We start from the raw sequence: 14,405 nt of genomic DNA on the forward strand, positions 1-14,405 counted from the left end.
CGGGGCGCGCTGCGGTACGGCCGCCGGGCCGGTGCCACCCGCCGGTCGCACCGCACGGGGGCGTAGCTCAACTGGCAGAGCACTGCCTTTGCAAGGCAGGGGTTAGGGGTTCGAGTCCCCTCGTCTCCACGCGATCGGGACTGCCCTGTTCGGTGGCCTTTGGCCACCTTCCCGGGTTCCCGCGTTATGTCTGCCCAGGGGGGCGGCCCCCTGGAACCCCCGATGCCGGGCTTCGCCCGACTTGAGTCCGATTTCGGTCGGAAACTTTTATTGTATCGACAATCAAGATTTTATTGATGGTTAAAGGTCGCCTCGCGTGGTGGGCGGCCTTTTCTGTTTTTCGTCGTTGTGGACCCCATTTGGGGATGGCGTCCAGGCCTTGAAAGTGATCAGTACCGGTAGTGGCTGTTGCTGCCGCGGCCTGCCGCTCGTCCTAGCGAGACGGCCTCCTCGCGTGAGGTGACTGCCAGCTTTCTCAGCAGTTCCGAGATCCGATTTCGGACGGTTTTGGGAGCCAGGTAGAGACGCGCGGCGATGTGGGAGACAGGCATGCCCTCGACCATGAGGTCCAGGAGCTCCAGGTCTCGCGCGTGCAATGCCGCGAGGGCATCGGTCCGCGGGGCCGATGCGGCTGCGGCGACCACGACGGCGCTGACGCCTCGCCCGACGACCAAAGAGCCGCCGGCGGCGGAGTGGATCGCGGCGAGGACGTCCTCGGGGTCGGCGTCCTTGAGGAGATAGCCGTTCAGGCCGCTCGCGAGACTCTGGATCACGGTGGCGTCGTCGGCGTGCATGGTGAGGACGAGTACACGCAGCGCCGGCCATCGTCGCCTGAGTTCGACGCCGAGGGAGATACCGTCGCCGTCCGGCAGCTGCAGGTCCACCACGGCGACAGTCGGTCCGTGATCACCGGGCAGCTCCCGAGCGGCCGCGGCGGATCGGGCCGTCCCGAACACGGACAGCTGGGGATCGGATCCGATGAGCGCGGTGAGGCCGGTGAGGACGACGGGATGGTCATCGACGACGAGTACGTTGATCATGTTCCGGCCGGTTCGGTGGTGGGCAGGATCATTCGCATGCGCATTCCCCTCGGGGTGATGGCGGTGATCGTCAACGCGCCACCCAGGCTGCTGGCGCGTTGCGCCAGGGACGAGAGGCCTACACCGGGGACCGCCTGGCTGCCGACTCCGTCGTCGCTGACCTCGACAAGGACATCGCCACGGCAAGTCGCGACCTTCACGTCGATCGTCGAGGCCGCCGCATGACGAAGCGCATTGGTCACGCCCTCCGCGACGCAGCGGTAGACGGCTACTTGCATGGCCGAGGGCATCTGTTCGTCCAGCGCGATCTCGTGCGTGAGCTGGGGAGCTCCTGCTACGCGTTGGAACGACTCGACCAGCCGGTCCAGGGCCGCCGCGAGGTCGCCGTCGTCGAGGGTGGACGGCGCGATGCCGGCGACGATGCGCCGCAGGTCGGTGCGGCAAACGGCCAGGTCGCGAGCAAGATCGGTCAACAGTTCGGTGTGTTCCGACGGCGGAGCGGAGCGCAGTGTCGCCTGCACCCGCATGCTCATTCCAGCTAGTACCGGGCCTAGTCCGTCGTGCAGGTCGCCCATGACCCGCTTGCGCTCGGCATCCCGTTCACGGGCGACGTCCCGCCTGGCGTGCTCGGCTTCGACCGCAAGCCCGACGGCGCGCGCGACGAGGGCCACGGTGGGCAGTAACTGGGCGACAATCTTCTGCTGGCGCGGCTCGGGCCCCTCTCGCTGGCGAGACGCGACGAGCAGTGCGCCGACTCTGTCCCCCCCCGACGTCAAGTGGATGGAGGATCCAGTGCCCGGAGAGGACGGGAGCGTCCTCGCCGAGAACGATGCGTGCCCCGGCGCTGCCGCTCGCGGCCGCGACCATGCGTGCGGCTTTGTCGAGGAGGCTACGTGGTTCGATCTTGGCGTGCAGGTCGGCCGTGATGACCGCGACGTCGGTGGGGGACAGGACGCCGCTGCCGTAGCGGTGTGTCGTCGCCGCGCGTCGGACCCACAGTGCAGCGGGGGCAGCCATGACGACGGTGACCAGCGCGGTGAACACGGCCGAGGTGCCGGGTGACGGCACCCGCACGAGGCCGGCGCCGATTCGGACGAGCGCGGCTGCCAGCACGGCGGTGCCGACAGCGGCGACGACGAGGACGACGTCGAACGCGGCTTCGTCGAGGGGTCGGAAGGAATCACGCAACCACAGCCGTGCCACCGTCATCGCGGTCACGGCAACGACCGAACCTGTGACGTAGTACGCGAGTTCGGCTGACATGAGCGACCAGGCGACCGTGACGAGAGCGCCGGCCAAGGCGAGGCCGACCAGGAGCCAGACCACCCGCCGTCGGCTGGTACGACCGTCCGTCCAGGCCGCTCGCGCGACGAGCGTCCAGAGCCCAGCACATCCCAGAACGACCAGAGCCCAGCCTGCGCCCCGCGCGGACATGTGAACGACCCGTGCCTGAGCGAGCAGGACCGTCAGTGCTCCGGCAGCCGCGAGGACCACGAGGCCAATCGCGCAGCCACGGTGTTTCGGAGGTCGAACTGCCACCGGAATCGCGAGGGCGACGGCTGCGACCTGTACAGCGGCCAGTTCGGAGACCGCATTCGCGATGTAGTGCGCCGACGACACGCTACCGAAGCGTGCCCMGGCCCATCCGAGGTCGAGAGCGGGGGCGAGCGAGAGCAGCGTAAGAACACGCCCGATGCGGGAAGCGGGTTGCTGGTCGAGAACCACACCGCCGGCCACCGCGAAGACCGGCCAGCCGGCCAGAAATKCCAGGCCGGGGCTCCGTTGCGGCGCCAGGCGCAAGGACAAAGCCGTCAGGCCCACGCCCAGGACGAAGCACACGGCGGCAGCGAGAACCTCGGCCGTCACCTCCGCTGAACGGACGTCGCCGCTGGCACCGTATTCGGCCGTCTCCGCCACACTCGACAGCATGGGGCACAGCGCTGATGACGGGTAGGCCGCGGGCTCGCGTCGGGACGGCATCGGGAAACTGTCGGGAGAGGACGGGACGCGAGGGCGTCGCGTGCGGGACATCGCAACGATGACGATCTCCGTGGCGACTCGGACCTTCCGGGTGCACGAAACTAACGAGGCTGTCATGTCAACATCTGCCGCGGTACGCAGGTCTTTCTCCCTACCGTCTGCCCGCGTCCTGGTCGGAACTGTCTACGGCGTGTGCGTTCTCGGGTTCATCGCCGTCTTCGTCGCCGACATCCTGTTCAACGACAAGGACCCCCACCGGAGCGAAGGTCCGATCGAGTCGATGATCGGCGTCAGCGTGGTGGGCACGACCGCCCTCGTCATCGGGGTCGGCAGCGCATTGTGGTTGATTCGCACGCCCGAACGGGCGCGGGTGGGCGCGATCGTGCTGGGCGCCTTGTCAGTCCTCACTCTGGTCGTGTTCTGGTCCGGGGCTCCTGGCCTGCTCGGTGGGTGCGCAGCGTGGCTGGCGGGTCTCACCCGCGGTGGCCGGCCGCTCGGCGGAGCCGCCAGGACCGCGGGAATCGTCGGCGCCTTCATTGCCTTGCTCAACATCGTTCTCACCGCAGGCGGCGTGATCGTCGCCGCCATTGAGCTCTGAGCGTCGAGTGAAGATCGACCAGGCGCGTACTGCCCGACCGATGGTGTCGTCGACCCGGCCTCGCCGCCGGGCCGCACGCGATGCCCAGCGGCGGCTACGAGCCGTGCGGACACGCACAAGCCCTCGAAATTCTCCGCGCAGCGGAGCACCTCGCGCCCGAACCTGTCCGAACCCACCCACTCATCCGTGAAACCATCACGTCCATGCTTCAGCGCGCCCGGAGCGCCGTTGGAGGATGCGACCTACCCGGCCGCGCCTACCGCATGGCCATAACCTGAGGCCACGGCCGATCCGCTTTCATGATCTGGTGGAATCTTCGGAGCTATAGGGCCGAAGATTCCACCAGATCATGAACGGCCCGCGCGCCGGCCGAGGTTTCGACGCGACGCAGGCCACCGCTCTCAGGGGGCTTTGCCCCCGAGATCCCCCTGCGCGTGGTACGTAGTCGATCAGGGTGGGGTTCACCTTTGGACTTCTCGCCAGACGGACACGACCAGTAGCCGGTGCGGCAGTAGAGGTACTTCGGGCACAGACAGGGTGATCGCGTGGAACAGCACGAACAGCTACTTCTCGGCTCGTCGTTTGGTGCGGCGGCGACCGCGTATGCCGAGCATCGCCCGGACTACGCGCAGGCCGCGGTGCGTTGGGCGCTCGAGCCCGCGCCCGGCCCGCGAGTGCTCGACCTCGGCGCCGGAACCGGCAAGCTGACCGCCACGCTGAGGGCGGTGGGCGCCGAAGTCATCGCGGTCGAGCCCGATCCGGCGATGCTGGCCGAGCTGCGCCGCACGCTGCCTGCTGTCCGTGCCCTGCCGGGTAGTGCCGAGGCGATACCGCTGCCGGACGCGTCCGTCGATGCCGTGCTGGCCGGCCACGCCATGCACTGGTTCGACATGGCCGTCGCGGGACCGGAGATCGCCAGGGTCCTCGCGCCCGGCGGCATCCTGGCTGGCCTGTGGAACGTCACCGACGACCGGGTCGACTGGGTTGCCGGGCTCGCGCGGGCCGGCGGGAGCGCGGCCATCGGCCCGCGCGACACGCTCAGCACCTGGCGTGCCGCGACGGCGGACCTGCACCTGCCAGCCGACGGCCTGGGCGCCCGGTTCGGCTCGCCGGAGCAGGCCGAGTTCGGGCACGGCCAGCGCCGCACCGCCGACTCCCTCGTCGCGAAGATCGCGACGCACGCGGGGATGCTGGTCATGCCAGAACAGGAACAAGAGGCCGCGCTCGGCCGGATTCGCGCCTTCCTCGCGAGCAGACCGGAGACCGCCCTCGGCGAGTTCACCCTCCCGATGCTTACCGGCGTCCTGCGCGTCCGGCGGTTCTGAAAGCCCTCGACAGGGGGAAGGACCGAACCGTGAAGAACTCCAGCGCGGTGGCACGGGCCGCACGTATGGCCGAGCGCGTTCGCGGTCGGGTGGCCGCGAGGGGCGAGGGCGCTCCTACCGGAAGTCAGCGTGGTGAGGCGACCGCCGGCGACGCCTCCACCCGCGGCGGGTCACCGCGGGTGGTCGTCGTCGGCGGCKGGTTCGCCGGTCTCGGCGTTCTCCGGCACCTCGAGGCACGGCTACCGGCCGGCGCGGCGGACCTCGAGCTCGTCTCCCCMACGGACCATCTGCTCTACACCTCCCTGCTTCCCCAGGTGTGCACMGGCGAGGTGGAGCCGCGGCACCTGGYGGTGTCGGTCCGGAGCGCGTTGCGGCGAACCGTCCTGCGTCCGGGGCATGCCGTCGACGTCGACCTCGCCGGCCGCACGGTCACCGTTCTGGGCAGCGACGGCTCGACGCATGAGACCGGCTGGGACCGTCTCGTCCTGGCGCCGGGATCACTCACCCGGACCTTCGACATTCCCGGCCTGGCCGAACATGGCCTCGGTATGAAGAACCTCGCCGAGGCCATCTATCTACGCGATCACGTGCTGCGTCAGCTGGAGTACGCGGACATGGCCACCGACGCCGCCGAGCGACGAGCTCGGTGCACGTTCGTCGTGGTCGGCGCCGGTTACACCGGAACGGAGATCGCCGCGCAGATGCGCCGGTTCACCGCCGGTGTGCTGGAACGTTTCCCCCGGCTGGCAGCCGACGAGCTTCGCTGGATCCTGCTCGACCTGGCGCCCCGGGTGCTCCCGGAGCTCGACGAGGCCCTGGGGGCGGGCGCCATGAAGGTGCTGCGCGACCGCGGAGTGGAGGTCCGGCTGGAAACCTCCGTCACGAGGGTCGCCGCCGATTCGGTCACGCTGAGCGATGGCGAGGTCGTGCCCGCGCACACGCTCGTCTGGTGCGCGGGCATAACTCCCAACCCGCTGATGGAAAAGGTGGGCACCGAGACCGTCAAGGGCCGTCTCGTCGTCGACGAGTACTTCAACGTTCCCGGCGCGGCCGGTGTCTTCGGGCTCGGCGACGCGGCGGCGGTGCCTGACGTGACCAGGGACGGCGCGCCCGCCGGCCAGACCGCGCAGCACGCCGTCCGCCAGGGGGCCGCCGCGGGGCGCAACGTCGCCGCCTCGATCGGCTACGGCAAGGCCCGGCCATACCGCCACCGCGACCTCGGATTCGTCGTCGACCTCGGCGGCACCGACGCCGTCGCCAACCCGCTCGGGATTCACCTCTCCGGCGTCCCGGCCGCCGCGGTCACCCGCGCCTATCACCTGCTGGCCCTCGGCGCGGGCACCAACCGGGCGCACGTCGCGACCGACTGGCTGCTGGCGACGGCGGTTCCCGAACAGGTCGTCCAGCTCGGCTTCCGCCCACCGCCCAAGGCGACGATCACCGAGATCGAGGACACCCACGTCTACGCCGGATGAGGTCGCCGTGCTGTACCGGGATGGCCTCGAGCTCTGCGGATGGCGGCGCGGCACAGCGGTACCCGCCGACGGCACCCGCGGTGCCAGGCCAGATCGCTCAACCGTCCGCTCGCCGGACGGGCAGCAGGGATGATCGGGTCATGGTCCGAATCGCGGCAGTAGGAGATCTCCACGTCACCACCGGGGCAGCGGCTCGGCTTCGGCCGCTATATCAGCGTGCGGCCGACGTGGCCGACGTTCTTCTTCTTGCCGGGGACCTGACCGAGGATGGCGACACCGATTCCGCCGCGGAGGTCTGCGACCTGTTCGGTGGCCTCGACCTGCCAGTGATCGCCATTCTCGGCAACCACGACTACGACCGCGGCGAGGAGGCGATGTTCACCGAGATGCTGACCGCCGCTGGCGTGACCGTGCTGGAGGGGTCGTCCACCGTCGTCGACACCGCCGGCGGACAGGTCGGAATCGCCGGCGTGAAGGGATTCCCCGGAGGCTTCACCGGCTGCGCGGCTGCCGCGCACGGAGAGCAGGAAATGAAGATATTTGCTCGGCTGGCCGAAACGGCCGGGGGAGCGTTGCGAGACGCACTTGAGCGGCTCGACGTCGATCTCCGGGTGGTCCTCACGCACTACGCGCCGATCCGGGAAACCCTCGTGGGTGAGCCGCTTGAGCTGTATCCGTTCCTGGGCAGCCACCTCCTCGGCGCGGCGATCGACGGCGAACCCGCGCCCGACCGGCGCCCGGTCGCGCTGGCCCTGCACGGCCACGCGCACTACGGGACCGAGGTCGGAGCGACACCCGCCGGGACTCCCGTACGCAACGTCGCCGCACCGGTCATCGGCGCCCCGTTCGCCGTCTACCGGCTTCCGGAGGCGATCCGCATCGGGTGAGGCACGACGCCCGGCTAGAGGTGCGCCTCTCCGCCGTCACCGACGAAGTCGAACAGCCGGATGTCCGGCCGGTATGGCGACGTCGGTCCGACCAGCCGGTGGGTTCCCACACCGATCAGGAAGCCGTCCTCGGTGTCGAACCCCACCTCCTCAAATCCCGCCGCGGCGAACCAGGAACGCACCGCTGGAGTGAGATCAGGCGCCCGGCGATGACGTGTCCAGATCACGGTCGCGGCGGGTTGGCACAGCCGGGGCAGTTGCTCGACGGTGTGTCGCACGTCAGCGTCGCTGACATTGCCGAACACTCCGCAGACCAGGGCGATGTGCGCCGGGGCGATGTCCTCGTACATGCCGACGTCCGCCGCGTCCCCGACCACAACCCGCACGCCGTCCAGTCCGGCGGACCGCGCCGCGCGTTCCGCGTCGGCGGCAAGGTCGGGGGCGAGCTCGACGAGCCTGGCCCGGACGTCGTCGCGGCGCTCATGGTCAACCACCGCGCCGAGGATGTCGCGGCCTTGGCCCGCGCACATGCTCAGCACCCGGATCTCCCCGGGCGGCTGCTCGTCCAGCGCCTGCCGAATGCGTCGCTGGACGATGGCGAGCCGACGGCTCAGCGGTGACCCCGTGACGTCGTACTGCCGGTGCCAGTCAACCCAATGTCGCTCTGACCAATGGCGCTCCGACGCGGCACGATCCACGAGTTCCGACCATAGCCGGGAACGGGAAAGGAAATGCGCGGCTCGGGCGTGGAGGCCCGCGATCGCCGCACGGCGAGCGCGCGTCCGGGTACTAAGACGCCGCTGGAACCGCCTTGCGCAGGCCGAGCAGGCGGGTCAGCAGACGGTCCTTGGTCCGGGTCGGCAGGCGGGAGAGCATCACGGCGGCGCGGGCATCGGCATTGGCGAGGTAGTAGGCCCTGGGCTTGGAGGCCTCGATCGCGCGCAGCACGGTGTCCGCGACGGTCTGGGCCTTCGAGGTCCTCATCGCCACCTGCGCGGCGGCGACGGCCTCGAGCTGACGGCTGTACAGGGCGACCGTGCGCGGGTCCGCCTCGCGCAGCACGGCCTGGGCGGCGGCGTCGGCCTTGGCGAAGATCGGGGTCTCGATGGCCCCGGGAACGACGGTCACGACGTGGATCCCCCACGGCGCCAGCTCGACCCGGGCGGCGTCGGAGAACGAGTCGAGTGCCGCCTTGCTCGCCGAGATCGGCCCGGCGAACGGGACCGCGACACTCGCGCTTGGGGCGCTGATGTTCACCAGGCGGCCGCGGCCCGCTCGCAACAGCGGAAGGAACGCCTGCGCGACCTCGACCGCGCCGAAGACGTTGACGGCGAACTGGCGCTCCAACTCGGCGCCGGCGACCAGCTCGACCGGACCGTGGACAATCACTCCGGCGTTGTTCACCACCGCTCGCAGGCCGCGTTCGCGCCGGGCGGCGGTGACCTGCTCGGCCGCGGCACGAACACTGTCTCGGTCCGTGACGTCCAGGCCTACGACGTCGACGTTCGGAAGGCCCTTCAGGTGCTCACCGCCGCCGCGTACGGCCGCGTACACGTGGAAGCCACGCCTGGCGAGCGTCTCGGTGATGGCCGTTCCGATGCCGCCGGCGGCGCCGGTGACGAGGACCGCCGGGTGATCTGTTGGCTGCGACACCGATGCCTCACATGGATTGGATGACATGTTGGTCGATACAGGTGTGAGCATCCATGTGGCCGCGGCGACATGTCAAGGTGTACATGTGCCTACCGACGAGAGGGGGTGAGGATGTCCCTGCGACATGGGCTGCTCGGGCTGCTGGCCGAGGGACCGGCCAGCGGCTACGACCTCACCCGTCGGTTTCAGGAGACCCTCGGGCCGATCTGGCCCGCCCAGCACCCCCAGATCTATGCCGAGCTCGGCCGCCTGGCCGAAGCCGGCCTGATCGAGGTGGAGAGCCGAGGACCGAGGGGGCGAAAGGCATACGGCATCACGGATGCCGGTCTCGACGAGGTCCGCCGCTGGCTCACCGAGGGCGAGGTCGACCACACCCTGCGCGTCGAGCCCCTGCTTCGTTCCGTGTTCTTCTGGCTGATGTCGCCCGGCGACCTCGACGCCCACCTCGAACGGGAAGGCCGCTACTTCGCCGAACAGGCGAACCTCTACCGCGAGCATGCCAATGCCAAGGATCGCGGCGACTACGGTGACAGCCCACAGACGCGGTCGATCCGCCTCGCGGCCGAGGCCGGCATCCGGCTCTTCCAGGCACTGGCGGACTGGGCCGAGTGGGCCCGCGCCATGCCGCCGGTCAGCGACTCCGATCCCGCGGACTGATCGCGTCGGTCCGGGGCGGCGGACCGACAGGCCCGTTTCTGGTAGTACCTACCTTGTGGACGAGCGTTTGCGGCGGGCGGCGCTGGCCGCGAAGGGTTTCATGCCGGAGGACGAGGGTGACGCGCTCTACGACGCGGCGAGGACGGTGCCCGCGGGTGGGCTGATCCTCGAGGTCGGCACCTACTGCGGAAAGTCGACGATCTACCTGGCGGCGGCCGCTCGGGAGGCGGGGGCCCAGGTCGTGACGGTCGACCACCACCGCGGCTCGGACGAGAACCAGGCAGGCTGGGAGCACCACGACACGACGGTGGTCGACCCGCGCACTGGCCGGATGGACACGCTGCCCTTCCTGCGTCGCAACCTCGAGGACGCCGACGTGGAGGACGTCGTCACCCTCGTCGTCGGACGCACGGAGCAGGTCGGTGGCTGGTGGACGACACCCGTCTCGCTGCTGTTCATCGACGGTGGCCACGCCGAGTACCAGGCCCAGGCGGACTACGAGGCGTGGGCGCACCACGTCCTGCCAGGCGGCACGCTGCTCATCCACGACGTGTTCCCCGACCCCGCGGACGGGGGCCAGGCTCCGTACCACATCTTCCTGCGAGCCCTGGACGACGGTTTCAAGGAGCGTTCCCGCACCGGCTCTCTCCGTGTCCTGGAGCGCGTGCCCTAGGGAGCAGCCCCGGCCGCGGAGCTCTGCTAACCCGCTACCTGGGCTAACCCGCTACCTGCTGTCGACGCCCCTCGGTGAGGCGGTCGGCGAGCGGGCCGYTGGCCCAGGTGGCGAGCAGCGGGGCCGGCTCGCAGTCGCAGGCAAGTTCCAGCTGGTCCCGGCTACGCGGGAGCGGCGGGACCCGGCCCGTGAGCCGGCCCGTCGGCGGGGCCGCGGGCCTGGAGAGGAACCTGTCCCCGCCCTCGACGGGCTCCAGGATGGTCATCGGCTCGGGCAGGTCGTCGCCGCGGAAGACAGCCTCGCTGACGCCGCCGGCGAGCACGTCGACGGCGAGGATGACGGCGGCCGCCGTGTAGGAACTGTGCTCCACCGGCCAGTGGCAGCCGGTCTCGAACTGCCAGCCGGTCCAGTAGGCGCCGTTGTCGTGGCGCAGGTGCTGCATGTCGTCGACGAGCGTGCGCGCCGCGGCCGTCTCTCCGACCAGGTGCATCGCGATCGCGAGCTCGCACGTCTCGGCACCGGTGACCCATGGCTCGTCATCCACGCACCGGATACCCAGGCCGTCGACGACGAAGTCGTCCCAGCGTGCGTGTAGYCGGGCCAGGCCCTCGGCACCCTTCAGCGCGCCGCCGATCACCGGGTAGTACCAGTCCATCGACCAGCGATCGGTCGGCAGGAAGTACTCGGGATGGGCCCGCACCGCGTGCGCGAGCGCGCCGGTGGCCAGTTCCCAGCCGGGCTGCGCCTCACCTACGAGGTCGGCGAGGCCGAGCCCGCAGCGCAGGCTGTGCAGGGTGCTGGCGCAGCCGGTGACCAGCGCCGCCGGGTAGTCGCTGCCGTCGGTCGACCGGGCCCACCAGATCTGGCCGCTGGGGGCCTGCATGTCGACCACGAAGTCCAGCGCGGCCCTGACCACGGGCCACATCCGGGTGACGAACGCGCGGTCGCCGGTGCGCCGCCAGTGGTGCCAGACCGCGGTGGCGACATAGGCGCACTGGTTGCTGTCCGCGTGGTCCTGCTTGACCACGCCACCGACCGTGCTGCCGGCCCAGGAGCCGTCGGGACGCTGGTTGCGCACCAGCCAGTCCCAGCCCCGGCTGGCGGCGTCCTGCCGACCGCCGACCTCGAGCGCCATCACGCACTCGAGATGGTCCCAGGCCTCGGTGTGGCCGCCGGCGAACCAGGGGATCGCGCCGTCCGGCTCCTGCATGGTGACGAGCGCGTCGGCCGTCTCGACGATCTCGGCCCGGGTCAGCAGTGGCGCGGGCCACGGTGCCGGTGCGGGCCGGGCGGGGCGGTCGGGCCGCCGGATCTGCTCGGGCCAGCCCGGCCGCTGACCGGGATGGTCGGGCAGGGCGGGCATCGTGAGTCCGTCCGGCCGGACCAGATGCGGATCGGGTTGGTCAGCCGACACCACGGCTGGTCTCCTCCAGTTTCGTGAGCGTGGCGGCCGCTGCCTGCGTCTCGTTGGGCTCGGACGCCGGGCCGGGCACAACGAGCGGTTTGCGCAGGTAGAGGACCACGCTCTTCCCCAATATCGGGTTGAGTACCTGCTCGGCCCACCGGGTCAGCTTGGGGCGCTTCATCATGTCCCAGACCAGCAGGCGGTGGTAAAGCTTCGTGGCCGGATGGTCGTCGTCATGGACACCGACGAGACAACGCAGCCACCAGTACGGCGAGTGCAGGGCATGCGCCTGGTGCCCGCCGATGTACTCCAGGCCGGTGGCCGTCAGCCGCCCGACCAGCTCGTCGCGGCGGTAGATGCGCACGTGGCCACCCTCGACCGTGTGGTAGCCGGTGGACAGGCCCCAGCACACCCGTTCCGGCAGCCAGGCCGGGACCGTCACGGCCGCGAGCCCACCGGGTCGCAGCACCCGGGCCAGCTCGGCCATCGCCTTCTCGTCCGCCGGCAGGTGCTCGAGGATCTCGGCGGCGATCACCCGATCGAACGTCGCGTCGGCGAACGGCAGGCCGAACGCGTCGCCGCGCACYGCGCCCGCCCGCGTCCGTTCCGGCACCTGGCCCTCGGCCGCCATCGCGGCGAGCATCCCGCCCACCGCCTGCACGTCGCCAAACGAATAGTCGAGCGCCACGACGTCCGCGCCACGGCGGTACGCCTCGAACGTATGCCGACCGGCCCCGCAGCCCAGGTCGAGGACACGCTCGCCAGGGCCGACCGGGAACTGGTCGAAGTCGACTGTCAGCATCGGTTACCGAAGCGCCGCGATTCGCTCGGCGTACCAGTCGGCGGTCGCGGCGGTGGCCACCCGCCAGGAGAACCGCTCCTCGACGCGGCGGCGCCCGCCGGCGCCAAGCCGGGCCCGCAGCTCCGGGTCGCCCAGCAGCCGGCTGATGGCCACAGCCAACGCGTCCGGGTCGCCGGGTGGCACGGTGAGAGCCGCCTCGCCGTCCGGCCCGGTCACCTCCGGCAGCGCGCCAGCGGTGGTCGCGACGAGCGGCAGCCCGCAGGACATCTCCTCGACGGCCGGCAGGCTGAAGCCCTCGTACAGCGACGGCACGACCGCGACCTCGGCGGACCGCAGCAGGTCGACGAGCTCGGACTGTTCGAGGTTGGACCGGAAGGTGACCGCGTCGGTCAGGCCCAGCTCGCTGACCTGGCGCGCGGCGGCGCCACCGGGACGGGCCTTGCCCACGCAGACGACGTGCGCGTTCTCCCGCTCGACCCTGATCTTCGCGAGCGACTCGAGCAGCACCAGCAGCCCTTTGAGGGGGACGTCCGCGCTGGTGACCACGGCGATCCGGCCGGGAACCTTGGCCACGGCCGGATTGGGCGAGAAAACCTCATGATCGGTACCGAGCGGCACCGTGTGCATCCGCTCGGACGGGATGCCCATTTCGGCGATGACGTCGGTCCGCGAGCTCTCGGACGGTAGGACGATGCCGTCCAGCCGGCGGGCGACCCGAGCCTGCATCGGAAGGAACGAGTACCAGCGACGGACCCCGAAGCGGGCCTTGAGCCCCTTCGTCGCCTCCAGGTGCAACCGGCGGTCGACGGTGATCGGGTGGTGCAACGTCGCGACGAGCGGGATGCGATGCGGCTCGAGCGCCCTGCGCAGCGACAGCAGCCCGTATCCCAGCGTCTGGTTGTCGTGCACGATGTCGAACGGCGGCGGCGTGCCCTTGCGCGGCCGCACCGCCTTGTTCGCGCGCAGGCTGAACGCGAGCGGCTCGGAGAACTGGCCCGTCCGCATCATCACGAACTCGGCCATCGAGGCCGCGTCCCGTAGCTCACGCGGCGACGGCCAGCGCAGCGGGTTCGGCTCGCTCCACAGGTCCAGGCTCGGTAGCCGCTGAAGCTCGACCCCTTCGTCCACGACCGGGTACGGCGGCCCGCTGAACACTGTCACCTCATGGCCGAGGCCGATGAGCTCGCGGGACATCTGGCGGATGTACACGCCCTGGCCCCCACAGGTGGGGAGACTGCGGTACGACAGCAACGCGATCCGCAACGGTGCGCCCTCCCAAGCTTCAGGCTCTCTCTCGCCAACCTGTCGAGAGCAGCGCCGTGACTTGTCACATTAGGACAGATTGGTCCGATCTTCCTGCACATCGGACCCGCTCCCCAACCTCGCCGCCGTCCCCGTGACGAGTCGGTCCATTGCGGACGAATCGATCAGTCCGACCGTCCCCGTTCCCACCGAAGCGGTGAGAGGGCAGACACCCAAAGTGGTTACCCGCTACCTTCGGTAAGCAATCAAGTGGTTGCGTAGCGCAACGCCCTAAAAAATCAGAGCACGAACTCGAATCGGCCCCATGTCTGCGCCCCCAAATCGGGCACTGTCGCGCTCCGCCCGGCCACGCACCGACACGCGCACCATCCCGATCCGAGCCCCAGGCGTCGGCGATGGATGGCTCAAGATCACGCCAACCACGACGAGCCCACGCATCCCCGACCCAAGCCAGCCTCAAACAAAGACCATCATCATCCGCAAGACGAGAAACAAACTTCCGCCACAAACAAAACCCCGGTCACCTCAAAAAAAACCACAAACACCCCAGAGGACAAGCCTCCCCCGCAGCCCTCCACCCCGGAAGCCAAAAACCAAGCAAGAAACAAAAGCAACATAACCCAGACGACCCGGAAGCCCAGGGGCGA

14 protein-coding genes and 1 tRNA gene are annotated in these 14,405 nt (G+C 70.0%); 7 read left to right on the plus strand and 8 right to left on the minus strand.

Annotation, left to right across the window (positions count from 1 at the left end):
• Window positions 1-56: 56 nt before the first annotated feature.
• Window positions 57-129: transfer RNA gene (locus tag BCD49_RS07820), tRNA-Ala, on the plus strand.
• Between the two features lie 260 nt (window positions 130-389).
• Here the strand turns inward: BCD49_RS07820 and BCD49_RS07825 are convergent.
• From BCD49_RS07825 to BCD49_RS07835, 3 genes are read right to left on the minus strand one after another with little or no spacing between them, the layout of a single operon-like run.
• A complete protein-coding gene (locus tag BCD49_RS07825) occupies window positions 390-1,040 on the minus strand; it encodes a response regulator transcription factor (RefSeq protein ID WP_007511727.1) in 651 nt (216 codons plus the stop codon).
• A complete protein-coding gene (locus tag BCD49_RS07830) occupies window positions 1,037-1,711 on the minus strand; it encodes a sensor histidine kinase (protein ID WP_027140310.1) in 675 nt (224 codons plus the stop codon). Before BCD49_RS07830 ends, BCD49_RS07825 begins: the two co-directional genes overlap by 4 nt.
• Window positions 1,641-2,969, minus strand: a complete 1,329-nt coding sequence (locus BCD49_RS07835) for a hypothetical protein (protein ID WP_071041316.1) — start codon at window positions 2,967-2,969, stop codon at window positions 1,641-1,643. The genes BCD49_RS07830 and BCD49_RS07835 overlap by 71 nt, the downstream gene beginning before the upstream one ends.
• Before the next feature lie 166 nt (window positions 2,970-3,135).
• Here BCD49_RS07835 and BCD49_RS07840 point away from each other — a divergent pair, with 166 nt between their 5' ends.
• The 4 genes from BCD49_RS07840 (at window position 3,136) to BCD49_RS07855 (ending at window position 7,305) form a co-directional block, all read left to right on the plus strand.
• On the plus strand, window positions 3,136-3,618 hold the full coding sequence (locus BCD49_RS07840; RefSeq protein WP_157845177.1) for a hypothetical protein: 483 nt from the start codon (window positions 3,136-3,138) through the stop codon (window positions 3,616-3,618).
• 545 nt (window positions 3,619-4,163) lie between these two features.
• On the plus strand, window positions 4,164-4,943 hold the full coding sequence (locus BCD49_RS07845; RefSeq protein ID WP_007511719.1) for a class I SAM-dependent methyltransferase: 780 nt from the start codon (window positions 4,164-4,166) through the stop codon (window positions 4,941-4,943).
• A 29-nt stretch (window positions 4,944-4,972) separates the two neighbouring features.
• Complete coding sequence (locus BCD49_RS07850) at window positions 4,973-6,418, plus strand: NAD(P)/FAD-dependent oxidoreductase (protein WP_071041317.1); 1,446 nt, start codon at window positions 4,973-4,975, stop codon at window positions 6,416-6,418.
• Between the two features lie 140 nt (window positions 6,419-6,558).
• Entirely contained in the window at window positions 6,559-7,305 is a 747-nt protein-coding gene (locus tag BCD49_RS07855) for a metallophosphoesterase family protein (protein ID WP_007511716.1), read from the plus strand.
• A gap of 14 nt (window positions 7,306-7,319) precedes the next feature.
• Here BCD49_RS07855 and BCD49_RS07860 read toward each other — a convergent pair whose 3' ends face one another.
• Complete coding sequence (locus BCD49_RS07860; protein WP_027140308.1) at window positions 7,320-8,003, minus strand: class I SAM-dependent methyltransferase family protein; 684 nt, start codon at window positions 8,001-8,003, stop codon at window positions 7,320-7,322.
• Window positions 8,004-8,094: 91 nt separating this feature from the next.
• Window positions 8,095-8,958, minus strand: coding sequence for an SDR family NAD(P)-dependent oxidoreductase (locus BCD49_RS07865; RefSeq protein WP_007511711.1), 864 nt, complete (start codon window positions 8,956-8,958; stop codon window positions 8,095-8,097).
• Window positions 8,959-9,069: 111 nt separating this feature from the next.
• On the opposite strand from BCD49_RS07865, the gene BCD49_RS07870 reads away from it, so the two are divergent.
• Both BCD49_RS07870 and BCD49_RS07875 read left to right on the plus strand, forming a co-directional pair.
• Window positions 9,070-9,615 carry a PadR family transcriptional regulator gene (locus tag BCD49_RS07870; RefSeq protein ID WP_007511709.1) on the plus strand — a complete coding sequence of 182 codons (546 nt, stop codon included), beginning with the start codon at window positions 9,070-9,072 and terminating at the stop codon, window positions 9,613-9,615.
• A 55-nt stretch (window positions 9,616-9,670) separates the two neighbouring features.
• Window positions 9,671-10,288 (plus strand): class I SAM-dependent methyltransferase, encoded by a 618-nt coding sequence (locus BCD49_RS07875; protein ID WP_007511707.1) that lies wholly within the window; start codon window positions 9,671-9,673, stop codon window positions 10,286-10,288.
• A gap of 43 nt (window positions 10,289-10,331) precedes the next feature.
• On the opposite strand, the gene BCD49_RS07880 is transcribed toward BCD49_RS07875, so the two are convergent.
• From BCD49_RS07880 to BCD49_RS07890, 3 genes are read right to left on the minus strand one after another with little or no spacing between them, the layout of a single operon-like run.
• Window positions 10,332-11,705, minus strand: coding sequence for a hypothetical protein (locus BCD49_RS07880; protein ID WP_083401333.1), 1,374 nt, complete (start codon window positions 11,703-11,705; stop codon window positions 10,332-10,334).
• Window positions 11,692-12,495 carry a class I SAM-dependent methyltransferase gene (locus BCD49_RS07885; protein ID WP_007511704.1) on the minus strand — a complete coding sequence of 268 codons (804 nt, stop codon included), beginning with the start codon at window positions 12,493-12,495 and terminating at the stop codon, window positions 11,692-11,694. Before BCD49_RS07885 ends, BCD49_RS07880 begins: the two co-directional genes overlap by 14 nt.
• A 3-nt stretch (window positions 12,496-12,498) precedes the next feature.
• Window positions 12,499-13,758 (minus strand): glycosyltransferase family 4 protein, encoded by a 1,260-nt coding sequence (locus BCD49_RS07890; RefSeq protein WP_007511702.1) that lies wholly within the window; start codon window positions 13,756-13,758, stop codon window positions 12,499-12,501.
• Window positions 13,759-14,405 lie beyond the last annotated feature (647 nt).

The sequence above is a fragment of the Pseudofrankia sp. EUN1h genome (assembly GCF_001854645.1).
Classification (GTDB): Bacteria; Actinomycetota; Actinomycetes; order Frankiales; family Frankiaceae; genus Pseudofrankia; species Pseudofrankia saprophytica.

Excerpts from the sequence above, each read along its gene's own strand:
- BCD49_RS07825 (WP_007511727.1), bottom strand. The coding sequence starts at position 1,040 with ATGATCAACGTACTCGTCGTCGATGACCATCCCGTCGTCCTCACCGGC.
- BCD49_RS07840 (WP_157845177.1), top strand. The coding sequence starts at position 3,136 with ATGTCAACATCTGCCGCGGTACGCAGGTCTTTCTCCCTACCGTCTGCC.
- BCD49_RS07855 (WP_007511716.1), top strand. The coding sequence starts at position 6,559 with ATGGTCCGAATCGCGGCAGTAGGAGATCTCCACGTCACCACCGGGGCA.
- BCD49_RS07870 (WP_007511709.1), top strand. The coding sequence starts at position 9,070 with ATGTCCCTGCGACATGGGCTGCTCGGGCTGCTGGCCGAGGGACCGGCC.